At 64.4% G+C, this 22,354-nt stretch carries 18 protein-coding genes; 13 read left to right on the top strand and 5 right to left on the bottom strand.

What is annotated here, in order from left to right; genetic code table 11:
• Nucleotides 1-6: 6 nt before the first annotated feature.
• Nucleotides 7-1,650 (bottom strand): bifunctional ADP-dependent NAD(P)H-hydrate dehydratase/NAD(P)H-hydrate epimerase, encoded by a 1,644-nt coding sequence (locus DAEP_RS0106160; RefSeq protein WP_027244037.1) that lies wholly within the window; start codon nt 1,648-1,650, stop codon nt 7-9.
• 171 nt (nt 1,651-1,821) lie between these two features.
• Here DAEP_RS0106160 and DAEP_RS0106165 point away from each other — a divergent pair, with 171 nt between their 5' ends.
• Nucleotides 1,822-2,160, top strand: coding sequence for a P-II family nitrogen regulator (locus tag DAEP_RS0106165; RefSeq protein WP_008554830.1), 339 nt, complete (start codon nt 1,822-1,824; stop codon nt 2,158-2,160).
• A 47-nt stretch (nt 2,161-2,207) separates the two neighbouring features.
• Nucleotides 2,208-3,614, top strand: coding sequence for a type I glutamate--ammonia ligase (gene glnA, locus DAEP_RS0106170; RefSeq protein ID WP_008557020.1), 1,407 nt, complete (start codon nt 2,208-2,210; stop codon nt 3,612-3,614).
• Nucleotides 3,615-3,695: 81 nt separating this feature from the next.
• On the opposite strand, the gene DAEP_RS0106175 is transcribed toward glnA, so the two are convergent.
• Nucleotides 3,696-5,168, bottom strand: coding sequence for a globin-coupled sensor protein (locus DAEP_RS0106175; RefSeq protein ID WP_027244038.1), 1,473 nt, complete (start codon nt 5,166-5,168; stop codon nt 3,696-3,698).
• A 227-nt stretch (nt 5,169-5,395) separates the two neighbouring features.
• On the opposite strand from DAEP_RS0106175, the gene DAEP_RS0106180 reads away from it, so the two are divergent.
• The 3 genes from DAEP_RS0106180 to DAEP_RS0106190 all read left to right on the top strand — a co-directional run bounded on the left by DAEP_RS0106180 (nt 5,396) and on the right by DAEP_RS0106190 (nt 8,738).
• Complete coding sequence (locus tag DAEP_RS0106180; RefSeq protein WP_027244039.1) at nt 5,396-6,643, top strand: Hsp70 family protein; 1,248 nt, start codon at nt 5,396-5,398, stop codon at nt 6,641-6,643.
• Nucleotides 6,644-6,737: 94 nt separating this feature from the next.
• A complete protein-coding gene (locus DAEP_RS0106185; RefSeq protein ID WP_008555842.1) occupies nt 6,738-7,532 on the top strand; it encodes a lytic murein transglycosylase in 795 nt (264 codons plus the stop codon).
• A gap of 444 nt (nt 7,533-7,976) precedes the next feature.
• Nucleotides 7,977-8,738 (top strand): hypothetical protein, encoded by a 762-nt coding sequence (locus DAEP_RS0106190; RefSeq protein ID WP_154665030.1) that lies wholly within the window; start codon nt 7,977-7,979, stop codon nt 8,736-8,738.
• Here the strand turns inward: DAEP_RS0106190 and DAEP_RS0106195 are convergent.
• On the bottom strand, nt 8,735-9,508 hold the full coding sequence (locus tag DAEP_RS0106195; protein ID WP_027244041.1) for a heme-dependent oxidative N-demethylase family protein: 774 nt from the start codon (nt 9,506-9,508) through the stop codon (nt 8,735-8,737). The genes DAEP_RS0106190 and DAEP_RS0106195 overlap by 4 nt on opposite strands.
• A 149-nt stretch (nt 9,509-9,657) precedes the next feature.
• Between DAEP_RS0106195 and dddP the strand changes: the two genes are divergently transcribed.
• The 7 genes from dddP (at nt 9,658) to DAEP_RS0106235 (ending at nt 17,615) form a co-directional block, all read left to right on the top strand.
• Nucleotides 9,658-11,001: a dimethylsulfonioproprionate lyase DddP gene (dddP, locus tag DAEP_RS0106200; protein ID WP_027244042.1), complete on the top strand. Its 1,344-nt coding sequence runs from the start codon at nt 9,658-9,660 to the stop codon at nt 10,999-11,001.
• A 319-nt stretch (nt 11,002-11,320) separates the two neighbouring features.
• Nucleotides 11,321-12,553: a bifunctional alpha/beta hydrolase/OsmC family protein gene (locus DAEP_RS0106205; RefSeq protein WP_027244043.1), complete on the top strand. Its 1,233-nt coding sequence runs from the start codon at nt 11,321-11,323 to the stop codon at nt 12,551-12,553.
• A 248-nt stretch (nt 12,554-12,801) separates the two neighbouring features.
• Entirely contained in the window at nt 12,802-13,059 is a 258-nt protein-coding gene (locus DAEP_RS0106210) for a DUF6455 family protein (protein WP_027244044.1), read from the top strand.
• Between the two features lie 339 nt (nt 13,060-13,398).
• Nucleotides 13,399-14,703: an adenylosuccinate lyase gene (gene purB, locus DAEP_RS0106215; RefSeq protein WP_008554435.1), complete on the top strand. Its 1,305-nt coding sequence runs from the start codon at nt 13,399-13,401 to the stop codon at nt 14,701-14,703.
• A gap of 155 nt (nt 14,704-14,858) precedes the next feature.
• Nucleotides 14,859-15,392 (top strand): tetratricopeptide repeat protein, encoded by a 534-nt coding sequence (locus DAEP_RS0106220; protein WP_027244045.1) that lies wholly within the window; start codon nt 14,859-14,861, stop codon nt 15,390-15,392.
• 75 nt (nt 15,393-15,467) lie between these two features.
• Entirely contained in the window at nt 15,468-16,577 is a 1,110-nt protein-coding gene (locus DAEP_RS0106225; RefSeq protein ID WP_008555775.1) for a flagellar motor switch protein FliG, read from the top strand.
• Between the two features lie 153 nt (nt 16,578-16,730).
• On the top strand, nt 16,731-17,615 hold the full coding sequence (locus DAEP_RS0106235) for a lysophospholipid acyltransferase family protein (RefSeq protein WP_027244046.1): 885 nt from the start codon (nt 16,731-16,733) through the stop codon (nt 17,613-17,615).
• Nucleotides 17,616-17,654: 39 nt separating this feature from the next.
• On the opposite strand, the gene DAEP_RS0106240 is transcribed toward DAEP_RS0106235, so the two are convergent.
• The gene (locus DAEP_RS0106240; RefSeq protein WP_027244047.1) at nt 17,655-18,356 is read right to left on the bottom strand and encodes a DUF1223 domain-containing protein; all 702 of its coding nucleotides are present in this window, start codon (nt 18,354-18,356) and stop codon (nt 17,655-17,657) included.
• Between the two features lie 223 nt (nt 18,357-18,579).
• Between DAEP_RS0106240 and acnA the strand changes: the two genes are divergently transcribed.
• Nucleotides 18,580-21,354 carry an aconitate hydratase AcnA gene (gene acnA / locus DAEP_RS0106245; RefSeq protein ID WP_027244048.1) on the top strand — a complete coding sequence of 925 codons (2,775 nt, stop codon included), beginning with the start codon at nt 18,580-18,582 and terminating at the stop codon, nt 21,352-21,354.
• Nucleotides 21,355-21,452: 98 nt separating this feature from the next.
• Here the strand turns inward: acnA and DAEP_RS23275 are convergent, their stop codons facing one another.
• Nucleotides 21,453-22,238 carry a substrate-binding periplasmic protein gene (locus DAEP_RS23275; RefSeq protein ID WP_027244049.1) on the bottom strand — a complete coding sequence of 262 codons (786 nt, stop codon included), beginning with the start codon at nt 22,236-22,238 and terminating at the stop codon, nt 21,453-21,455.
• Between the last annotated feature and the right edge of the window lie 116 nt (nt 22,239-22,354).

A 22,354-nucleotide genomic window follows, 5' to 3' on the forward strand; every position in this document is an offset into this window, starting at 1 on the left:
GCCTGCTTACAGTCCCAGCTTGCGGAACACCGCGGGGAGCTGCTCCGGCAGGTCCTCGGCAATCAGGCCGGGGCCGAAGTGCAGCGCGCATTCAACATGGATATAGGCGGCGGTCTCTGCCGCCTGCATCGGGGCGAAGCCGCGCGCCATCAGCCCGGTGATGAACCCCGCCAGCACGTCCCCCGAACCGGCGGTGGCCAGCCAGGGCGCGGAGCGGTCGTAATGGGCGGAATTCACAGAGCAGCGCCCGTCCGGCGCGGCGATCACCGTATCCGGCCCCTTGAACAGCACCACGCAGCCCGCGCGTTTGGCGGCCTCGCGGGTGGCGTCGACCTTGGAATAGGCGGGGCCTCTGGTCGCGGGGGCGTTCAGTTTCTCCGCGAGGTCCGGGAACAGCCTGGCAAATTCACCGCCATGCGGGGTGAGCACGCAATTTTCGTGCAGGGCCTCAAACAGCGCCTCGGGTTTCAGTTCAAACCTTGTGAGCGCATCGGCATCCAGAACGGTTGGCCGCTGTTCCTTCAGCGCCGCAAAGACCATCGCCTGCGTGTCCGCCCCGCGCCCCATGCCCGGCCCAAGGCAGAGAGCGCTGAGGCGGTCGTCTTCCAGCAGTTCCGCAAGCCCATGCGCCCCGTCGATCTGGCGCAGCATGATGGCGGTCAGGTTGGCGGCGTTTTCGAACATCGCTGAGCGCGGCGAGCCGACGGTGACCAGCCCTGCCCCGATCCGCAAGGCTCCGCGGGCGGCAAGGCGCGCGGCGCCGGTTTTGCCGTGGCCGCCAGAGAGGATGAGGGCGTGGCCGTGGGAGTATTTGTGGCCCGAATATTTCTTACTTAGATTTCCTTTCTCGTAGCCAAGCAACTCGACGCAGCCTTTGGGATAAACTTTGGGCAAACCTAGTGGCACAACTTTGAGTTTCCCGCAGCCTTTCGCTCCTCCGTAGCTGCCGCAACTCTGACTCATATGATGGCCAATTTTTGCGCTATGGAATGTTACAGTAAGATGAGTTGGGAGGGCTCCAAAGTCTCGCCCGCTATCGCTGCAAACACCGCTAGGAAAATCAATCGCGACGAAGCGGTCTTCGTTCGGCTCATGCGCATCCGCAATCAGAGGAGTCGGCATAAAGCCATTCCAAGCTTCATCCGTGTCATCAGGCATTTTGCGGGTCAGCCCCGTTCCGAATAATGCGTCAATTACGAGAAACTGGCTTTCTTCATCCCTTTCGTAGAAATCACGGACACCTCGATCATCCCACTCATTGACACTGCCCAACTTCCGCCACCGCTCATAGTTCACCTTCGCATCCGGCGGCAGCTTGTCCGGGTCGCCGTAGAGGAACACCTCCACCTCCCAGCCGCGCTCCTTCAGCAGACGCGCCACCACAAAGCCGTCGCCACCATTGTTGCCCGGCCCGCACAGGACCACCGCCCGGCGCGGCTTTTCATCTTTCTCCAAAAACTCCGGGGAGCGCGAGGGGCCGGCCCCTCGCCCGCCCTCAACAGGCTCCGCCAGCTCCGGCCATTCCTCGAAGATGGCCTCGACCACCCCCTGCCCGGCCCGTTCCATCAGCTCCAGCCCGGTGACTTCACCGGACTCGATGGCGGCCTGTTCGATGGCCCGCATCTGGGCTGCGGTCAGCAGTTCGGTCATGTTTTGCCCTTCCCCGATTCAAATCTGCGCAATTTGCAGGCGCAGTGCTTAATTTTTAGGCAGTCACGATCAAATCCTGCCCACAATTGCCGCAGCGGCCCAGGCGCGCATTGCTGCCCTCATTTAGAAGTGAAATGACATCCCCAACAAGCTTGCGAGGAGCCAAAGCCGATGAAAAAGATCGAAGCCATCATCAAGCCTTTTAAACTGGATGAGGTGAAGGAAGCGTTGCAGGACGTCGGCGTCCAGGGTCTTTCTGTCATCGAAGTCAAGGGCTTTGGCCGCCAGAAGGGCCATACCGAGCTGTACCGCGGCGCCGAATATGTGGTCGACTTCCTGCCCAAGGTGAAGGTCGAGGTTGTGCTGGACGACGATCAGGTCGACCAGGCGATTGAGGCCATTGTCGACGCCGCCAAGACCGACAAGATCGGCGACGGCAAGATCTTTGTCTCGCCCGTCGAGCAAGCGATCCGCATCCGTACCGGCGAGACCGGCCCGGACGCACTCTAAGACACCAACGAAAATCCTTACATCTCTGCAAAAAAAGGACCGAGGGAATGAGCGTAGACGCAGTTCTCAAGACACTTAAGGACGAGGACGTCGCCTATGTCGACATCCGCTTCACCGATGTGCGCGGCAAGCTGCAGCACGTGACCGTGGACGTGGACCTGGTCGACGAAGACTTTCTGGAAGAAGGCTTCATGTTCGACGGCTCGTCGATCGCCGGCTGGAAGTCGATCGAAAACTCCGACATGAAACTGATGGCGGACACCGAATCCGCGTATATCGACCCGTTCTATGCGGAAAAGACCCTGTGCCTGCACTGCTCCATCGTTGAGCCGGACACCGGTGAAGCCTATGAGCGCGACCCGCGCGGCACCGCCCAGAAGGCCGAGGCCTACCTGAAATCCTCCGGCATCGGCGACGTGGCCTATATGGGCCCGGAAGCGGAATTCTTCCTGTTCGACGACGTGCGCTACTCCAACACCATCAACAAGGTGTCCTATGAGGTTGACGCAACCGACGCCTCCTGGAACACCGACGCCGAGTTCGAAATGGGCAACATGGGCCACCGCCCGGGCCTGAAGGGCGGCTATTTCCCGGTGAACCCGATCGACGAAGCGCAGGACCTGCGGTCCGAAATGCTGTCGACCATGAAGCGCCTGGGCATGAAGGTGGACAAGCACCACCACGAGGTTGCGTCCTGCCAGCACGAGCTGGGCCTGATCTTTGACAGCCTGACCAAACAGGCCGACGAGATCCAGAAGTACAAGTACGTGATCCACAACGTGGCGCACGCCTATGGCAAGTCGGCGACCTTCATGCCGAAGCCGATCTACGGCGACAACGGCTCTGGCATGCACGTCAACATGTCGATCTGGAAAGACGGCAAGCCGCTGTTTGCAGGCGACAAATACGCGGACCTGTCGCAGGAAGCGCTGTATTTTATCGGCGGCATCCTGAAGCACGCCAAGACCCTGAACGCCTTCACCAACCCGGGCACCAACTCCTACAAGCGCCTGATCCCGGGCTTCGAGGCCCCGGTTCTGCGCGCCTACTCCGCCCGCAACCGCTCCGGCTGCGTCCGGATCCCGTGGACCGAAAGCCCGAAGGCCAAGCGCGTCGAAGCCCGTTTCCCCGATCCGAGCGCAAATCCCTACCTGTGCTTTGCCGCGCTGCTGATGGCCGGCCTGGACGGCATCCGCAACAAGATCGATCCGGGCGAAGCCATGGACAAAAACCTGTACGACCTGCCGGCCGAGGAGCTGGAAGGCATCCCGACCGTCTGCGGCTCCCTGCGTGAAGCCCTGGACGCGCTGGCCGCCGACCACGACTTCCTGCTGCAGGGCGACGTGTTCACCAAGGACCAGATCGACGGCTACATCGCGCTGAAGATGGAAGAGGTCCACAAGTACGAGCACACCCCGCACCCGGTTGAGTTCGGCATGTACTACAGCTGCTAAAAGCTGGAAATCCAAAGGAAAAGGCGCCGTTTGCGGCGCCTTTTTCTGTTTTCCGACCGGTGGCAGTGGCGGTTCAGCGCGTCAGCCGGCCAGCCGCAGGCCGCCTCTCTCCGCGCCGGGCGCCATAACCGGGGCGGTTGTCCGGGCAACCTTGAACGACTTGACCAGATCGGCCAGCGCCTGCGCATCCTGGCGCATGGTGACCGTGGCGGCTGTCGTCTGCTCGACCATGGCAGCGTTTTGCTGGGTGACACCGTCCAGATGCGAAACACCGGTGTTGATCTCCGTCAGGCCGGTGCTCTGCTCGCTTGTGGAGGCGGAGACCGACGCCGACAGCTCCGACACCCGCTTCACATCGGTCACGATCCGCGTCAGAACTTCGCCGGCGCGGTCCACAAGCGAGACCCCTTCGTCCACATGGCCTGAGCTGATGTTGATCAGCTCCTTGATTTCCTTGGCGGACACGGCGGCCCGCTGGGCCAGCCCGCGCACTTCGGAGGCGACAACCGCAAAGCCGCGCCCGGCTTCGCCGGCGCGCGCGGCCTCGACCCCGGCGTTCAGCGCCAGCAGGTTGGTCTGGAAGGAGATGTCGTCAATCACGCCGATGATCTGGGAGATCCGGTCGGACGAGTCGGCAATTTCCTTCATCTTGCTCACCGCGTCCGTGACCACCGCAAAGCCGTCCTCGGCGCAGGCTTGCGCGGTTGCGGCAACGGTGCTGGTTTCCCTGGTCGCTTCCGAAGAAGACCGCATGCTGGAGGTGATTTCCTCAACCGCCGCCGCCGTTTCCTCCAGCGTTGCAGCCTGGGTTTCGGTGCGCTGCGACAACTCCTGCGCGGCATCGGAGATTTCGCCGGCGGTGCTGTTCAGGCCCTCGGCGGAGTCCTGGATGCTGCCGATCACCCCGGCCAGGCTGCCCATCAGCCGGTTGAACGTGACCCGCACCGCGTCGTAACGCGCGGGGTAGTCGCTTTCGCCAGGGGCCGGGATTATCTGCGAGAGATCGCGGGCTTCCATCCGCTCGATCCCCGAGGTGATGTAGTCAAAGGCGGTGTCCTGCTCCGCGCGCTGCGCCGCGAAGTAGGCGTCGATCACGAAATAGGTGTCCAGCGCGAACGCCCGGTTCAGCGCCCCCAGCATGGCAAACAGCTTGCGCCGCCCGCCCGGGGTCACCGCAGTCCCGAACCGTTCGCCAAGGACCTGCTGGATGTGGGATGTCGCCCGCGAATAGGCCGACAGGTAAAGCTCGAACGGAAGCTGGATCTTGAAGTGGACGGTGCCGACGCGGTCCGCGGACGCGAAATACTCTTCCGGGAAATCGCCTCTCAGCAGCAGTTCCCAATGACGCTTCTGTGCCGTCCTTGCGTGGGTGAGGATTTCCTCGTTGGGAAAGAACATGCTTGCTTCCCGGTCCGACTGGGCAAAAGCATAGAACTTGTCGAGGATCACATCGAAGTAAGGCGCCAGCAGGGAGCTTGCGCGCATCAGGTCTTTTTGATGGTCTCCATCAAGCGCAAATTTCGAGATGATGCGCTGGTTATCCGTTTTACTCATCTTCCAAACTCCAAAGACCCTGCTCTGGGCAGCAGGTGATTAAACTGTGATATTCAGGAATTAAAATATTTTTACGGGGGTTTTACTGCTGATATTTGAAGCACTTGCACCTGCTGCGGCAATCGGCGCAGGGCCGATTCGCTGCCATTGGCAAGGGTGATTCGACTTGATCGCGATTGTCTTATGCTATAGCTGGACCCGCTCCGCTGCGCGTACAGGATCCCCCTATGACTGCCCCCAACACTCTTGGTATCGACTTCGGCACCTCCAATTCCGCCGCCGGGATCGCGGTGGCCGGGCGCCCCTGGCTGGTCGAGATGGAACCCGGAGAGCAGACGCTGCCGACCGCGGTGTTCTTTGCGGAGGGCGCGCGCCGGATGCGGATCGGGCACAGCGCGTCGCGGGCCCTGATCAGCGGCGAGGAAGGCCGTTTCATGCGGGCGCTGAAAAGCCTGCTCGGCACCTCGCTTCTGCATGAGGAACGGCGGCTGGGCGGCGAGCGGATCAGCTTTGCCACCATCATCGCCCGCTTTCTGGCGGAACTGAAGCGGCGCGCCGAGGAGGCCACGCACATGCAGTTCACCCGCGCGCTGTCGGGGCGGCCGGTGCGGTTTCACTCCAGCGACCCGAGCCGCGACGCGCAGGCGGAGAAGGATCTGCGCGCCTGCTATCTTGAAGCGGGTTTCGAGGACGTTCTGTTCATGTACGAGCCCGAGGCCGCGCTGCGCGCCGCTGCGCCGTCGCCGGGGCTGGGGCTGATCGTCGACATCGGCGGCGGCACCTCGGACTTCACCGCGTTTGAGCAGGGCGCGGACGGCGCCGCGCGCATCCTGGCCTCGCACGGGATCCGCCTGGGCGGCACCGATTTCGACCGGCAGCTGAGCATCCATCATGTGATGCCGCTGCTGGGCCGCGGCAGCCTGATCCGCAATACCTTCGGCGGCGGCACCCTGCCCGCACCGAACAGGCTGTTCAACGATCTGGCCACCTGGCAGATGATCCCGTTTCTGTACAGCCCCGAAAACCGCCGGGCCGCGCAGGATCTGGCTTCCAATGCAGCGGAGCCGGAGAAGCTGGCGCGGCTGGTTGCCGTGCTGGAGGACGAACTAGGGCACGAGCTGGCCTTTGCGGTCGAGCGCGGCAAGATCCGCGCCAATGACGCTGGCAGCAGCGCGGCAATCGACCTCAAGCTGTTGCAGCGCGGCTTATCCGTGCCGCTGGCCGGGACGGAGATGAACCGGACGCTGGCGGACCAGACCCGGGCAATCGGGCGCTGCGCAGCCGAGACGCTGGACCAGGCGGGACTTGCTGCGGCGCAGGTGGACCGGATTGTCCTGGTCGGCGGCTCGTCGCTGCTGGCGTCGGTTCAGGCCGAAATGCGGCTGCTGTGCCCGAATGCCCGTGTTGAAACCGAAAACGCGATGACCGCCGTCGCCGCGGGGCTGGCACTGGCCGCCGGAACAGCGTTTTCCTGAAGGAATGGGAACCATTGGCAGGATTTCCCGTTAGACTTAGTCCGCCGCCGCGCTAGGCTGCAAAGACACGAGTCACATTTCGAGAGTTTCATTCATGCCCCGGCTGCTTGCCTCTGCCCTGATTTCCGCCCTCCTTGCCTCCCCCGCCGTTGCCGCGACCTGCGGCAATACTTCCGCCGGGTTCGATGCCTGGAAACAGGCCTTCAGCGCCGAAGCAAAACGCGCCGGGGTGCGCAATGCCGGGCTGCAGGCGCTGGCCAATGCGCAATACGCCAGCCGCACCATTTCCGCAGACCGCAACCAGAAGAGCTTCAAATACTCACTGGAGAAATTCATGCAGGTGCGCGGCTCTGCCACCATCGTGGCGCAGGGCCGCAAGCGAAAGGCGCGCAACCCGGATTTCTACGCCGCGCTTGAGCGCAAGTACGGCGTGCCTGCCGGGGTACTGATTGCCATTCACGGGATGGAGACCGCTTTTGGCAACTATATGGGCGACAGCCAGGTGGTCTCTGCCATCGTGACGCTGACCTATGACTGCCGCCGCTCCGATTTCTTCCGCCCGCACGCACTGGGGGCGCTGAAACTGGTGGACCAGGGCGCCATTACCCCGGCCACCCTCGGCGCCAAGCACGGCGAGCTGGGCCATACCCAGTTCCTGCCGGGCAATGCCTTGCAATACGGCCAGGACTGGGACGGGAACGGCCGGGTGGATTTCTACAACATGGGCGATGCGCTGGCCTCCACCGCCAATTACCTGCGCCAGAAGGGCTGGAAACCCGGCAAGGGTTATCAGCCGGGAGAGCCGAACTACCCCGTTCTGAAGCAATGGAACGCCGCGACGGTCTACCAGCAGTCGCTGGCGATCATGGGGCGCCAGATCGACGGCTGAGCGCCCGCCGCCACCCTCTTCACACCCTGCTGCCAGCCCCGCAGTCAGTGACCTGCCCCGCACCTGCGGCTGGCCGCACAGCGGCTGCGGCGGGCAGTTGCTCATGTGCCCGGGAACAGTGGCCGCGATTCCCGCGGCATTGTAATGCCTAAGGCATCAATGTGACCGGCGCGCGCCACAGTTGAGCCGTATTCCGCCGATCCGTTTCGCAAAGCGAACGTGAAATACAATAAAAACAATTACTTAAAAAGTTTCGCGATTTTTAACGCCCAATCTGCAAAGTTTGCCACCGGGCCGCGCTTTCCGCCCAACTTTCAACCCGTTCCAAATTTATTCTTATTTTATCGGCACCCTGAATGGAGGATCCGGACGGTGGCAGAGAACGTGCAATATACGGGCAGGCTTGGGCTGGAAAGCCGGAATGCGGCAACCCTCCCGGCTGCGGTGTCCGCTGTCGTGGAAACGCTTGATGACTTCGGCCACCCGGCAGATGCCATCGAGGCCCGCGCCGAGAATGCCGTCCGGCTGCAATGCGACCACTACCTTGTCACGGTGCGCCTGCGCCGGGTGCCGCTGCGGCGCTCAAGCAAGCTGACCGGCAGTACGCTGCAGCCTGTCAGCCTGCTGGAAGTGGCGCTGTCCCCGCTGCACGAGGACCATTGCGATCAGGAAATTTCCGAACTGCTGCTGGCCGAAATGCTGCGGCGGACGCTCCCCCTGGTCGAGGCCACCTCTGTAGAGTGGCTGGAGTCCAACGTGACACTGACCTGCGAGCAGTTCCTTGGCGTGTTTGAACCGCACCGGGCCGCACCGGCCCCGGCGGAGCGCGAGGCCGCTGCCAGCCGGCAGGTCCAGCCGCCGCGCGCCCGCCCCCGCGGACGCGCCTGTTTCAAGCCGGTTGAGCAAACGGCGCCTGCGCTGGAGGCGCATTGCGAGCGAGTCTTTCAGGCTGCGGTCAACCGTGCTGCGGGACCGGGCGCAAGTGCGGCCGCCGCGCAGGCGCGCGCAAGGATGCGCAGGCCATTGCAAGCCGGGCCTCAGGGCGGCGGCTGGGGCGGTCCGTTGCAAGCCTCTGTGCTGCCGGCATCCATCCTGCCACCGCGCCGCCGCCTGCGCTTTGTCAGCCACCTGCTGCTGGTGGCCGCCCTGTTCCTGTTCCTCGACAGCGCCGGAATGGTGCAGGCCGCGCGGCCGCTGCTCCCCTAAGGCTGCGCTGCGCCATCGTCCTGCGGTGCGCCCCACTGGCGCATCACATCTGCCCGCGCAAGCACGCGGGTGTGAATGGCAAACACCACCGCGCGGGTCTGCGGCAGCCGCATGATCACCTGTTTCTCGCTGCGCAGATACCCGGCCCTGCTGCCGTGTGTCCGGTCCCGCGGCGCATACTGGCTGCGCGGCTGGAACAGCGCCGGATCGTGATACCACAAGGCATTGAACCGCCACAGCGGCCGCCCCGCCTGCACCCCGTCAAACAGCCGCTGCACCCGCGCTGCAATCCCAGCGTCGTAGCTGTCCACCGGCACGTGGATGCCGGTCAGCGGCTGCAGGTATTTCTCCGCCAGCGTCCAGCTTGCCGGAAAGCACAGCACCGCGCCGGTCAGAACATGCTCCGGCGCGCCTTCCAGCTTTTGCAGAATGCAAAAATCCTGCTGCGCGAAGCGGCCGAGGGTGCCCAGGGGAACTTCCCAATCGACCGGAACCCGCACGCCATCCGGCCGCAACGCGGTATCGCCCGCGCCGGGATCCAGCGTGTCCAGCGCCATTTGCAGCAGCTCTTGCGCCGCCGCCATCGCGCGGGCGTCCAGCCGCAAGACCTCATCCCGCCGGCCTGCCAGCAGCCGCTCCCGCTCTGCCATCTGGCCCGCATAGGCGTCATCGGCCATCAGCCAGGCCTCCGGCGCGAGCGGCTGGATGCCGGGGAGCTTCTTCTCCTCCAGCGGATTGTAGGGAATGGTCTTCTGCAGAATCGCCGTCATCCATTTGCGATAGCATCCAAACCGGCGGGAATCAGCCGCAACGTTGCATCACAAGTCAGAAATGACCGGAAAACCTGTCGCTTTCCGCAACGCTTTTCCCGGCCCCCGCCCGCACACTGGACAGGACTGTGCAGCAAGGACCCCCCGGCATGAACGAGCATTACCGCGACATCCGCAAGATCGACCCCACCCGCGGCGCGAGACTGGGCGACAACACCCCGAACGACAATGACCGGGTCGAGATCGGCCCGACCCGGCTGGCCTTCGCCGAATGGGCAGAGGCAGGGCTGCAGCTGCCCGACCTGCAGGCGCTGCGCAGCTTCCGCTGGGAGCGGCTGACCCGCTTCATCAACGACCGCGGCTATGGCGGCCTGCTGGTGTTTGATCCGCTCAACATCCGGTATGCAACCGACAGCACCAACATGCAGCTGTGGAACACCCACAACCCGTTCCGGGCGCTGCTGGTCTGCGCCGACGGCTATATGGTGCTATGGGATTACAAGCAGTCCCCCTTCCTCAGCGAATTCAACCCGCTGGTGCGCGAGCAGCGCGCCGGGGCCGACCTGTTCTACTTCGACCGCGGCGACAAGCTCGACGTGGCCGCCGACAAGTTCTCCAACGAAGTGCGCATCCTGCTGGAGGAGCACAGCGGCAGCAACAAGCGGCTGGCGGTGGATAAGGTGATGCTGCACGGGCTGCGCGCGCTGGAGGCACAGGGGCTGGAAATTTTCGCCGGCGAAGAGCTGACCGAGAAATGCCGCGCGGTGAAAGGCCCGGATGAGATCCTGGCGATGCGCTGCGCCCATCACGCCTGCGAAACCGCGGTGGCGGCAATGGAGACATTCGCCCGCGAGCAGATCCCCGGCGGCAACATCTCCGAGGATGACGTCTGGGCGGTGCTGCACGCGGAAAACATCCGCCGCGGCGGCGAGTGGATCGAAACCCGGCTGCTGGCCTCCGGTCCGCGCACCAACCCCTGGTTTCAGGAATGCGGCCCCCGGATCATCCAGAACAACGAGATCATCAGCTTTGACACCGACCTTGTTGGCTCCTACGGGATCTGCATCGACATCTCCCGCAGCTGGTGGATCGGCGATGAAAAGCCGCGGCCCGACATGATCTATGCCATGCAGCACGGGCTGGAGCACATCCGCCACAACATGGAGATGCTGAAACCGGGCGTGAACATTCAGGAGCTGTCGCGCGGCTGCTTTGTGCTGGACAGCCAGTTTCAAAAGCAGAAATACGGCTGCATGATGCACGGCGTCGGCCTGTGCGACGAGTGGCCGCTGGTCGCCTATCCGGACCATATGGTCGAGGGTGCCTTTGACTATGAACTGGAGCCGGGCATGGTGCTCTGCGTCGAGGCGCTGGTCAGCCCCGAGGGCGGTGATTTCTCGATCAAGCTGGAAGACCAGGTTCTGATCACCGAAGACGGCCATGAGAACCTGACCAGCTATCCCTTCGACAAGGCGCTCGTGGGCGAGACCTGAAACCGCACGGCCGGCCCCACCGGCAGGAGGGGCCGGGACAGCCTGCGGCGCCGCCAGGCGCCTCCGCTTAAGAGCGGCGCCAGATATCGCGCAGCACCGGCACGCCGGGCGTCTCTGCACGTCTGCGAGCCGGGCAAGCGGAATTCAGGCCAGGCGCGGGTTTCCCGCTCCCCGCGTGCTTTGCAGGCTGTAACACACTATGCCTCTGAGGGTGCTGCTGCTCATCTGGCTTCACCTTCCCGTGACGTTCCGTCCCGTTGCCTTGTTCAGCACCCGTTGAGCGCTCAATCTATGCGGAACACCAAAAAAGGCCACGCCCATGCCCACGGAACGGATCTCTTTCCCCGGCCACGCCGGAAACACCCTTGCTGCCCGCCTCGACCTGCCGGAGGGGCCGGTGCTGGCCACCGCGCTGTTTGCCCATTGCTTCACCTGCTCCAAGGACATCCCGGCCGCACGGCGGATTGCCGGGCGGCTGGCGGCGATGGGGATTGCGGTCCTGCGGTTCGATTTCACCGGGCTGGGGCATTCGGAGGGCGAGTTCGGGAACACCACCTTCAGCTCCAACGTGGCGGACCTGATCAAGGCAGCGCAGTATCTGGCGGCGCGGGGCATGGCGCCTGCGCTGCTGATCGGCCATTCGCTGGGCGGTGCTGCGGTGCTGCGGGCGCGGGCGGGCATCCCGTCGGTCAAGGGGGTGGTCACGCTGGCCGCGCCGTTCGATCCGGGCCATGTTTCGCACCACTTTGGCGCCGCCCTGCCGGAGATCGAGGCGAAGGGGCGTGCCGAGGTCTGCCTGGGCGGGCGGCCTTTCGTGATCAGCAAGGAATTCGTCGATGACATCAGCGCTGAGGCGCTGGCGCCTGCGATAGCAGAGCTGAAGGCGGCGCTGCTGGTTCTGCACGCGCCTAGGGATGAGACCGTGAGCATCGACAATGCGGCGTCGATCTTCACCGCGGCCAAACATCCCAAGAGCTTCATCACGCTCGATGACGCGGATCATCTGATTTCCCGCCCGGCGGACGCGGAATACGCCGCCGAAGTCATCGCTGCCTGGGCCGGGCGCTATATCGGCATGGCCCCGCCCGCACCGCCGCCCGGCGCGCCGGAAGGCATTCTGCGGGTGACGGAGGCGGACCCGGACGGGTTTCTGCAGGACGTGCAATCCGGCCCCTATCACCACGCGCTGGCGGACGAGCCGCTGGCCTATGGCGGCACCAACCGCGGCATGTCTCCATATGGCTTCGTGGCGGCGGGCCTGGGCGCCTGCACCTCGATGACGCTGAGGATGTATGCGCGCCGCAAGGGCTGGCCGCTGGAGGGGATCAGCGTCGATGTGAGCCATGACAAGGTCCACGCCCAGGACGCCCTGCCCTCCGGGCCGGCCAAGATCGACCAGTTCACCCGGGTGGTGCGCCTGTGCGGCCCCTTGAGCGGCGAACAGCGCAGTCGGCTCTTGGAAATCGCCGACAAATGCCCGGTGCACCGGACGCTGGAAAGCGGCGCCAGAGTGGTGACCCGGCTGGAGGCCACCGAGCATTCCGGGACCTGAGCGCCGAAAACTCCGGCGGTGCTCCCGCGCCCGGGCCGTGCAGGACACCTGCACCGCCAGCGGCCTTGGGCCCGGCGCCGCGCAAGGCGCGGCGCCGGGCCCAACTGCGGCAGGTCTTCGGCAGAAGGCCGCAGCGCAGGCGGGAGCCGCTGCCCGCAGCTGAAGTTTGCGCCAAATCAAAGTGCCGCCGCGCATTCGCGCACATGCTGGGGCCAGCCCCGGCACCAGCCGGGCGGTGGAGGAGACACATGGGACTTTTTGCAAAACTCGCACGCAGCAGCGACCTGGTGCAGGGCATGGCCAGCCGTCTGGGCGTGGACTATGGCGAAATCGTTGCCGCGGACCCGCGGGCGCAGGGCCGCAAATACATGCGCGCCGTCCTGCGATGCAGCACCTGCGTCAATCAGGACGGCTGCAGCAGCTTGCAGCGTGAGGCGGCGAAACTGGAGGAGGCACCCTCCTACTGCCGCAACGCCCGGCTGCTGGCGCATTTGCGCGGGGACTGATCCCCGCCTTCCCGGCCATTGCTGACCGCCGCAAGCCGCGGGCTGTTGCGGCGCTGATGCCCTTGCGGCCGCATGGTCCGCAGGTCCGGCAGAGCGCCCCTTGCGCTGTCACCCTGCCAGACGCCGCTGCCGGAATCCGGCCTGCGCCCCTCCTGCGCCGCCTGCGCTTCCCCGCCGCTGAACCTCCGCCGTTTGCCCGCCGCAACGGCACCGCCCCGGATGATACCGCAATCATCAGGGCAAACTGCCTCATGCGCCCGTCCCAGCCTTGCTGTCCAGCGCCTCCTGATCTAAGAGGCCGGGCATCTGCTGCGCAATCACATAAAGGTGCCTTCGCCCATGATCCCCCGCTATTCCCGCCCCGAGATGGTCGCAATCTGGTCGCCCGAGACCAAGTTCAAGATCTGGTACGAGATCGAGGCCCACGCCTGCGAAGCCATGGCCAACCTGGGGGTGATCCCGCGCGAGAACGCCGACGCGGTGTGGAAAGCCAAGGACGTGGAATTCGACGTCGCCCGCATCGACGAGATCGAGGCGGTGACCAAGCATGACGTGATCGCCTTCCTGACCCATCTGGCGGAGCATGTGGGCTCCGAGGAAGCCCGCTTTGTGCACCAGGGCATGACCTCCTCCGACGTGCTGGACACCTGCCTGAACGTGCAGCTGGTGCGCGCCGCGGACATCCTGCTGGACGGTGTGGACAAGGTCCTGGCCGCGCTGAAGAAACGCGCGCTGGAGCACAAGAACACCGTGCGCGTCGGCCGCAGCCATGGCATCCACGCCGAGCCGACCACCATGGGCCTGACCTTTGCCCGCTTCTATGCGGAAATGGACCGCAACAAGAACCGTCTGGAAAAGGCCCGCTGGGAAGTCGCCACCGGCGCGATCTCCGGCGCGGTCGGCACCTTTGCCAACATCGACCCGGCGGTCGAAGAGCACGTCTGCGAGCAGCTGGGCCTGCGCCCCGAGCCGATCTCCACCCAGGTGATCCCGCGCGACCGCCACGCGATGTTCTTTGCCACCCTCGGAGTCATCGCGTCCTCGATCGAGAACATCGCGGTTGAGATCCGCCACATGCAGCGCACCGAGGTGCTGGAAGGCGCGGAATTCTTCTCGATGGGCCAGAAAGGCTCCTCGGCGATGCCGCACAAGAAGAACCCGGTGCTGACCGAGAACCTCACCGGCCTTGCGCGCCTGGTGCGGATGGCGGTGATCCCGGCGATGGAGAACGTGGCGCTGTGGCATGAGCGCGACATCTCGCACTCCTCCGTCGAGCGCGGCATCGGCCCGGATGCGACCGTCACCCTGGATTTCGCCCTGCACCGTCTGGCCGGCGTTGTCGACAAGATGCTGGTGTTCCCGGAGAACATGCTGGACAACATGAACAAATTCCCCGGCCTGGTGATGTCGCAGCGGGTGCTGCTGGCCCTGACCCAGGCAGGCGTCAGCCGCGAGGATGCCTATGCCATGGTGCAGCGCAACGCCCTGAAGGTCTGGGAAGAGCGCGTCGATTTCCGCGAGCTGCTGCTGGCCGATGCCGATGTGGTTGCCGCCCTTGGCGAAGACGCGATCAACGAGAAATTCGACATGGGCTACCACACCAAACATGTCGACACGATCTTCAAGCGCGTGTTCGGCGAATAAGCCTGCCTGAGCGCGAAGTTTATCACGCCCCGTCATCTCGGCGGGGCGTTTTGCGTCTTGCGGCCGGGCAAACGCCTTTGTGAACAAATTTACAGATCCAGACCGGTCTTCCGGGGTTACAGTGGGCAAAACATACCGCGTCTGGAGTTTCCGATATGCGTTTTCTTGCCCTGGCCGCCGCCCTGACCCTGCCGGTTGCCGCCCTTGCCGCCAGCGGCAACAGCTGGAACCCGCCCAAACCCACCGAGACCACCAAGACCTGCAAGGGCAAGCGGGTGTGGGATGAAACAAAGAAGCGCTGCGTGCGGCCGCGGAAATCCTCGCTGAACCAGGATCAACTGCTGGGCGCAGCCCGCGAGCTGGCCTATGCGGGCCGCCAGCAGGATGCCCAGGCGGTGCTGAGCGCGATGGCGGATCAGCAGGATTCCCTGGTGCTGACCTATTGGGGCTTCACCCACCGCAAACTGGGCAATTTGGAACAGGCGCAGGCCTATTACGATCAGGCGCTGGCGCGCGATCCGGATAATATCCTTGCCCGTTCGTATATGGGCCAAGGCCTTGTGCAACAGGGCAAATACGGCGCCGCCCTGATACAGTGGAAAGAGATCAGGGCACGGGGCGGCGACGGCACCTGGGCCGAAGCCGCGCTGCGCAGCGCGCTGGAAACGGGCGCGTCCTACAGCTACTAGGCTTCAGGCTTTCTTTACGGCTTGCGGCCTATCCTGCCCTTCACGATCGAGAAGAATCTTTGGTAGGGTGCGAGAATGCCTCACGACAACATGCTGGCGCTTCCAATGGCAACCGGCGGTCCGGACTTCGGCGGGTTTTCCGCCCCGGCGCCGATGGGCGGCGGGACCAGCAGCGGCCTGAGCGGCAAGGCCAAGGCCGCGATCATTGTCCGGCTGCTGCTGAACGAAGGCGCCGAAATCCCGCTGGAGGAGCTGCCGGATGATCTGCAGCTGGAGCTGACCAAGCAGATGGGCAAGATGCGGATTGTCGACCGCGACACCCTGCATGCGGTGGCGGGTGAATTTGCCGACTTGCTGGACAATGTCGGCCTGCATTTCCCCAACGGCCTGGCCGGCGCCTTGAACGCAATGGAAGGCAAGATCAGCCGATACACCCACAGCCGCCTGCGCAAGGAGGCCGGAGTGCGGCAGTTCGGCGACCCCTGGCAGCGGCTGAAACAGCTGCCGCCGGAAGACCTGGCGTCGCTGGCGGAGGCCGAAAGCACGGAGGTGGCCGCAGTGCTGCTCTCCAAGCTGGACACCGCCAAGGCGGCGCAGATGCTGGTCCACCTTCCAGGCCCGGTCGCCCGGCGCATCACCTATGCTGTGAGCCAGACGGCCAATGTCACGCCCGATACCGTCGACCGGATCGGCCTGTCGCTGGCGGCCCAGGTCGAGGCCCGGCCGGAGCTTGCCTTCAACGACACGCCGGGCCAGCGGCTGGGCGGTATCCTGACCGAAGCCGCCGCCGCCAAGCGCGACGAGGTTCTGACCGCGCTGGACGAGGAAGACGAGGAATTCGCCATCAAGGTGCGCAAGGCGATCTTCACCTATGCGCTGATCGGCGAGCGGATGCAGCCCATCGACGTGCCCAAGCTGATCCGCGTCCTGTCGCAGCCGGATCTGGTCACTGCCATGGCCTTTGCCTCGGACGAGGAAGACGTGGCCACCAATGAATTCCTGCTGAAGAACATGTCGAGCCGGATGGCCGACAACATCCGCGAGGAGGTGGCGGAGCGCGGCAAGGTCAAGCGCTCCGACGGCGAAGCGGCGTTCAGCATGATCATCTCGGCCATGCGCGATCTGGTGGCAACCGGCGAGATCGAGCTGAAGTCCGACGACCAGGAAGACGGCGGCGAGGACTGATCTTGCCGCCCGGCTCCGGCGCGGAATGCATCACCGGCTGCTGCCCTGTTCTGACGGGGCGGCAGCCGGGTGCGACCTGCTTGTGCCCGCCGGCGCGGCTGCTTATGATGCAGCCTTCCAGCCGCATTTTCGCGCCGCAGCCATCCTGATGCCATGCCAGTAGACCCCTCCGAGCTCTCCACCTGGAGCCATGTCAAATATTTTGGCAGCAACCTGTTTCTGCGCGGGCTGCTGCTGGGCGCCGGGCTGGTGCCGTACCGCCTGCGGGTGCCGATGATGGGCCGCCTGGTCACCGCCATGGGGCGGCTTGCCGGCTTTGACAAGCGGGTGCGCAACAACCTGCGCCATGTCAGCCCCGAGCTGTCCGGCCTGGATCCGGAGCAGCTCTACCGCGATGTCAGCGACAACGCCGGCCGGATGATCGCCGAGCTTTATGACGGCGGCACCTTCTATGAGAAGGCCAAGTCGGCTCCCATCACCGGCCCCGGGCTGGAAGCGCTGGAGACCGCCCGCGCCGCCGGGCGGCCGGTGCTTCTGGCCACTGCGCATTTCGGAAATTACGACGCCGCCCGCGCGGCGCTGACCGCCCGCGGCCACGACATGGGCGCGCTGTACCGGCGGATGGCCAACCCCTATTTCAACGAGCACTATGTCGCCGCGATGAAAACCACCGGCGAACTGATGTTCGAACAGGGCAAGCGCGGCATGGTCGAGCTGGTCCGGCACCTGAAAAAGGGCGGCATCGCCGCCATCGTCACCGATCTCTATGCCCAGGGCGGCGAGCCGATCGATTTTTTCGGCAAGCCTGCGGTTACGTCAACCGTGCCCGCGGAACTGGCGCTGAAATTCGGCGCCGCGCTGATCCCGGTCTATGCGGTGCGCCAGGAAAACGGCCTGGATTTCGAGATCATCATGAACGCCGAAGTCCCGCCTTCGGACCCTCTGACCATGACCAAGGCGCTGACGGCCGATCTGGAATCCATCGTGCGCAAGCACACCGGCCAGTGGTTCTGGATCCACCGGCGCTGGAAAACCTGACCGCCGCTGCCGCGCCCCTGCTGGCGCGCCGTGCCGGGGTCAGTCAGCCCGCGCGGCGGCGATGACCGGACCGAACGGCGCTTCCTGCACCAGCACCGCGGCAGGCTGGCTGCCGGTCAGCGGCACTGTCAGCTCCAGCGGCTCTGCGCCGTCCCACTCTGCCGCCACTTGCCAGTCCTCCACCACATTGGCATAGCTCAGGGTTTTCCCGGCCAGCTCGCCGCGGGTGATGCTGACGGTGCGTTGCGGGGTAAAGCGCACCAGCTGCACCAGCAGCCGGGACTTCGGCATCCGGGACCGGGGCTTCAGACGGATCACCAATTCCCCGCCCTGCCGCTGCAGCTTCAGCGCCACCGGGCGCGGCTTCTTCTGGTGCTTCCGGATCGCGCTCTCCACCTGAACGGCATCGGCGCCGACCACGTCCTCCTGACCCATGATGACCATCTGCGGCGTGTAGATCATCCGGCGCCCGCCGGCCTGGGCATAGCCCTTTTGCCGCCGGGTGTGCTCCCGCCTGGCGAACTTGTCTTTCCAGCCGATGTAATCCCAGTAATCCACATGCAGCGCCAGCGGCAGCACGTCATCGCGTGCGGCCAGCTCATGCAGCAGCGCATCGGCGGGCGGGCAGGACGAACAGCCCTGCGAGGTAAACAGCTCCACCACCACGGGGTCTGCTGCGGATTGGCCATGCACCGGCAGGGCCAGGGCCAGAACCGTCATGATCGATGCCAGAAATCTCATGAATCGCCTTCTCTGCTACTTAGCCCACTGGTCTAAAGATGTGCCCGGGGTAAGGCCAATCAATCATTTTTGAGGCCCGGCGGCAGCGGCAGCGCGGCGGAAAATGTGTACAATCGCATACAAAACTGCCCCTGCGGCGTTTGAACTATTGAATGCAGCGCTTACCTCATGCATTTACAAAGCAGCGAATTCCCAAGTTTCAATTTCTTGAGGGAGGCCACCCATGCCTATCACCGTCGGACAGGACAACGCCAGCGCGCGCCGCACTCTCAGCGTCAACGGCAAAACGATCTCCTACTATTCCATTCCCGCAGCCAGCGAAGCAGGCTTTGGCGACTTTTCCAAACTTCCCGCAGCGCTGAAGGTGGTGCTGGAAAACATGCTGCGCTTCGAGGATGGCGGCTTTTCGGTCTCCACCGATGACATCAAGGCCTTTGGCGAATGGGCCGGCAAGGGCGGCAAGAACCCGCGCGAGATCGCCTACCGCCCGGCCCGCGTGCTGATGCAGGATTTCACCGGCGTGCCCGCGGTGGTCGACCTGGCCGCCATGCGCGACGGCATCGTCGGCCTCAAGGGCTCTGCCGCCAAGATCAACCCGCTGGTGCCGGTGGATCTGGTCATCGACCACTCGGTGATGATCGACGAATTCGGCAACCCGCGCGCGTTCCAGATGAACGTCGACCGCGAGTATGAGCGCAACATGGAGCGCTACCAGTTCCTGAAATGGGGCCAGAAAGCGTTCAACAACTTCCGCGTGGTGCCGCCGGGCACCGGCATCTGCCACCAGGTGAACCTGGAATACCTGGCCCAGACCGTCTGGACCGACACCGATCAGAACGGCGAGGAAGTCGCCTACCCCGACACCCTCGTCGGCACCGACTCCCACACCACCATGGTGAACGGCGCTGCGGTGCTGGGCTGGGGTGTTGGCGGCATCGAGGCCGAGGCGGCGATGCTGGGCCAGCCGATTTCCATGCTGATCCCCGAAGTCGTCGGCTTTGAACTGACCGGCGAGATGACCGAAGGCACCACCGGCACCGATCTGGTGCTGAAAGTGGTGGAGATGCTGCGCGCCAAGGGCGTGGTCGGCAAATTCGTCGAGTTCTTCGGCGACGGCCTGGACCGGCTGCCGCTGGCCGACCGGGCGACCATCGCCAACATGGCCCCTGAATACGGCGCCACCTGCGGCTTCTTCCCGATCGACGGCGAAACCCTGCGCTACCTGCGCAACACCGGCCGCGACGAGGACCGCATCGCGCTGGTCGAGGCCTATGCCAAGGAAAACGGGCTGTGGCGCGACGAGAGCTACAATCCGGTCTATACCGATACGCTGCATCTGGACATGGGCACCGTCGTGCCCGCGATCTCCGGCCCGAAACGGCCGCAGGACCACATCGCGCTGGACAAGGCCGCCACCACCTTCCACGACTACGTCGAAGGCCAGCGCAGCAGCAAGGATGCAAGCGAACGTGCCGAAAACCGCTGGGAGGCCGAAGGCGGGCAGCCCGAACCGCAGAAAATTCCCGGCGACAAAGGCCACCACAAAACAGGTTTTGTCACCACCGAAGACAGCAGCTACCAGCTGCACGACGGCTCCATCGTGATCGCCTCGATCACCTCCTGCACCAACACCTCGAACCCCTATGTGATGATTGGCGCGGGTCTTGTTGCGAAGAAGGCGCATGAGCGCGGCCTGACCCGCAAGCCCTGGGTCAAGACCTCGCTCGCGCCGGGTTCGCAGGTGGTGTCCGAGTATCTGGAGGCCGCGGGCCTGCAGGAGCATCTGGACGCCATCGGCTTCAATCTGGTCGGCTACGGCTGCACCACCTGCATCGGCAACTCCGGCCCGCTGGCCGAGGAAATCTCCAAGTGCATCAACGACAACGACCTGATCGGCGTCTCGGTGCTGTCGGGCAACCGCAACTTCGAGGGCCGCATTTCGCCGGACGTGCGCGCCAACTACCTGGCCTCGCCGCCGCTGGTGGTGGCCTATGCGCTGGCCGGTGACATGAACATCGACATCACCACCGCGCCGCTGGGGCAGGATCAGGACGGCAACGACGTCTACCTCAAGGACCTGTGGCCGACCCAGAAGGAAATCGCCGACCTGGTTGAAAAGACTGTGACGCGCGAAGCCTTCCAGTCGAAATACGCCGATGTCTTCAAGGGCGACGAGAAGTGGCAGGCGGTGGAGGTCACCGACGCGGAGACCTATGACTGGCCCGCAAGTTCGACCTACATCCAAAACCCGCCCTACTTCCAGGACATGGGCCCCGAGCCGGGCACCATCGAAAACATCGAAGGCGCCAAGGTTCTGGCGGTCCTGGGCGATATGGTCACCACCGACCACATCTCGCCGGCGGGCTCCTTTGCCACCACCACGCCCGCGGGCCAGTACCTGCTGGAACGCCAGGTGCAGCCGCGCGAATTCAACTCCTACGGCTCGCGCCGCGGCAACCACGAGATCATGATGCGCGGCACCTTCGCCAACATCCGCATCCGGAACGAGATGCTGGATGGCGTCGAGGGCGGCTATACCAAGGGCCCCGATGGCAAGCAGACCTCAATCTATGAGGCCGCGATGGCGCATCAGGAAAACGGCACCCCGCTGGTGGTGTTCGGCGGTGAGCAGTACGGCGCGGGCTCCTCGCGCGACTGGGCGGCCAAGGGCACCGCGCTCTTGGGCGTCAGGGCGGTGATCGCTGAGAACTTTGAGCGGATCCACCGCTCCAACCTGGTGGGCATGGGCGTCATCCCGTTCGAGTTCACCGGCGGCGACACCCGCAAGACCCTGGGCCTGACCGGCGAGGAAACCGTCACGATCCGCGGACTGGACAGCATCAAGCCGCTGCAGGAGGTGCCGTGCGAAATCACCTTTGCGGACGGGTCGCAAAAGACCATCACGCTGAAGTGCCGTATCGATACCGCGCCTGAGATCGAATACATCGAACACGGCGGCGTGCTGCACTACGTGCTGCGCAACCTGGCCAAGCAGTAAGGCCAGCCGCCGCCAGACAGTCAAGGGCGCCCGAACGGGCGCCCTTTTCCATTGGATACGGCGTCTGCTTGCAGTCAGGAACTGCCCTGCGGTCCCCGCTAGTGGCTGTAGTTGCGGCTGTGCAGGATCAGGCCGATCTCCGCTTCGGCCTTCAGCTCCCTGATTGCGCGGTCGAACTCTTCCAGATAGGCCGCTGCACCGCTGGCCCGGGACAGCCCGAAGTGCGACATACGGCTGGAAACCGGTTCCCCGACGGCGGCAATCCGGTTCTGCCAGCCATTCAGGCCGATGTGGTACCGCCCCACGGCGTCGTCGATTGCAATCAGATCCAGCTGGCCGAACAGAAGCATTTGCATCAGACCGGCCGCATCGCCGCTTTTGACGATCCGGTTGCGGGCGCTGAACGCGGCTTCCATCTCCGGGTCGATGACGCTGCCGTTCACCATGCCCAGCTTCAGATGCGACACACCGGCATAGCCCGCACCCCATGCCAGCCCGTCCGGAAAGCGGTCCCGGTTGTACCAGAGGGTGCTTGTCTGCTGAAAGACGGGTTCGCTGAAGGCCAGAAACGCCTCGCGCTCCGGGGACTTGAACAGCGGCAGGATGCCGTCTGCCTCGCCTGACTTTGCCTGGGCGAGGCAGCGCTGCCAGGGCAGCAGAACGGTGACCGCGCTGAGGCCGTCTATCCGCTCCATCACCGCGTCCAGAAGGTTCACCTTCAGCCCGCCGGACGGGATGCTGCCGGTTCCCAATGTGTAGGGCGGATAAGGATCGTAGCAGAAGGTCAGGACAGTTTCCGCCCGCGCGGCTGCGGCAAAAAGGCAGGCGGCCAGAACGCAGCCCAGGCTTGTTCTCAAAAACCTTGCGGGATCAATCGCTTTCATCTCTTTCCCGGACAATATGTTTGGCCGGCACGCAGTGCCGCGGAACCCTGAAATTCTTAACCATAAAATCCTGCAGCATTCCGCAGCAGATTGAAAGAGCCCCCGGGCCACCCGTG

Source organism: Leisingera daeponensis DSM 23529 (assembly GCF_000473145.1).
Taxonomy (GTDB): Bacteria; Pseudomonadota; Alphaproteobacteria; order Rhodobacterales; family Rhodobacteraceae; genus Leisingera; species Leisingera daeponensis.

Excerpts from the sequence above, each read along its gene's own strand:
- DAEP_RS0106160 (WP_027244037.1), bottom strand. The coding sequence starts at position 1,650 with ATGACCGAACTGCTGACCGCAGCCCAGATGCGGGCCATCGAACAGGCC.
- DAEP_RS0106165 (WP_008554830.1), top strand. The coding sequence starts at position 1,822 with ATGAAAAAGATCGAAGCCATCATCAAGCCTTTTAAACTGGATGAGGTG.
- glnA (WP_008557020.1), top strand. The coding sequence starts at position 2,208 with ATGAGCGTAGACGCAGTTCTCAAGACACTTAAGGACGAGGACGTCGCC.
- DAEP_RS0106175 (WP_027244038.1), bottom strand. The coding sequence starts at position 5,168 with ATGAGTAAAACGGATAACCAGCGCATCATCTCGAAATTTGCGCTTGAT.
- DAEP_RS0106180 (WP_027244039.1), top strand. The coding sequence starts at position 5,396 with ATGACTGCCCCCAACACTCTTGGTATCGACTTCGGCACCTCCAATTCC.
- DAEP_RS0106185 (WP_008555842.1), top strand. The coding sequence starts at position 6,738 with ATGCCCCGGCTGCTTGCCTCTGCCCTGATTTCCGCCCTCCTTGCCTCC.
- DAEP_RS0106195 (WP_027244041.1), bottom strand. The coding sequence starts at position 9,508 with ATGACGGCGATTCTGCAGAAGACCATTCCCTACAATCCGCTGGAGGAG.
- dddP (WP_027244042.1), top strand. The coding sequence starts at position 9,658 with ATGAACGAGCATTACCGCGACATCCGCAAGATCGACCCCACCCGCGGC.
- DAEP_RS0106205 (WP_027244043.1), top strand. The coding sequence starts at position 11,321 with ATGCCCACGGAACGGATCTCTTTCCCCGGCCACGCCGGAAACACCCTT.
- DAEP_RS0106210 (WP_027244044.1), top strand. The coding sequence starts at position 12,802 with ATGGGACTTTTTGCAAAACTCGCACGCAGCAGCGACCTGGTGCAGGGC.
- purB (WP_008554435.1), top strand. The coding sequence starts at position 13,399 with ATGATCCCCCGCTATTCCCGCCCCGAGATGGTCGCAATCTGGTCGCCC.
- DAEP_RS0106220 (WP_027244045.1), top strand. The coding sequence starts at position 14,859 with ATGCGTTTTCTTGCCCTGGCCGCCGCCCTGACCCTGCCGGTTGCCGCC.
- DAEP_RS0106225 (WP_008555775.1), top strand. The coding sequence starts at position 15,468 with ATGCCTCACGACAACATGCTGGCGCTTCCAATGGCAACCGGCGGTCCG.
- DAEP_RS0106235 (WP_027244046.1), top strand. The coding sequence starts at position 16,731 with ATGCCAGTAGACCCCTCCGAGCTCTCCACCTGGAGCCATGTCAAATAT.
- DAEP_RS0106240 (WP_027244047.1), bottom strand. The coding sequence starts at position 18,356 with ATGAGATTTCTGGCATCGATCATGACGGTTCTGGCCCTGGCCCTGCCG.
- acnA (WP_027244048.1), top strand. The coding sequence starts at position 18,580 with ATGCCTATCACCGTCGGACAGGACAACGCCAGCGCGCGCCGCACTCTC.
- DAEP_RS23275 (WP_027244049.1), bottom strand. The coding sequence starts at position 22,238 with ATGAAAGCGATTGATCCCGCAAGGTTTTTGAGAACAAGCCTGGGCTGC.